The 397-nt window shown below is 64.0% G+C and carries 1 pseudogene; it reads left to right on the top strand.

Going from position 1 to position 397, the window contains the following annotated elements:
- Positions 1-397: pseudogene (locus ADK57_RS16015) on the top strand (glycoside hydrolase family 32 protein); the annotation flags it as partial.

Genomic DNA, 397 nt, shown 5'->3' with positions numbered 1-397 from the left:
CATGTCCTGGGGGCATGCGGTGAGCAAGGACCTCGTGCACTGGGAGGAGTTGCCGCTCGCCCTGTCGCACGACGACGAGGAGATGGTGTTCTCCGGCAGCGCGGTCGTCGACTGGGACAACACCACCGGGTTCGGTACCAAGGCGAACCCGCCCATGGTGGCGATCTACACCAGCGCCTACAAGAACGGCGGCAAGCAGGCCCAGTCGCTCGCCTACAGCACCGACCGCGGCCGTACCTGGACCAAGTACCAGGGCAATCCCGTCATCGACATCGGCTCCAACAACTTCCGTGACCCGAAGGTCCAGTGGTACGCGCCGACGAAGAGCTGGCTGATGACGGTGTCGCTGTCCGCCGAGCACAAGGTGCGGTTCTACTCGTCCAAGAACCTCAAGGAC

The sequence above is a fragment of the Streptomyces sp. MMG1533 genome (genome assembly GCF_001279775.1).
GTDB lineage: Bacteria > Actinomycetota > Actinomycetes > Streptomycetales > Streptomycetaceae > Streptomyces.
The sequence above is the reverse complement of the archived record's forward strand: the minus strand, read 5'-3'. Positions and strand labels throughout refer to the sequence as shown.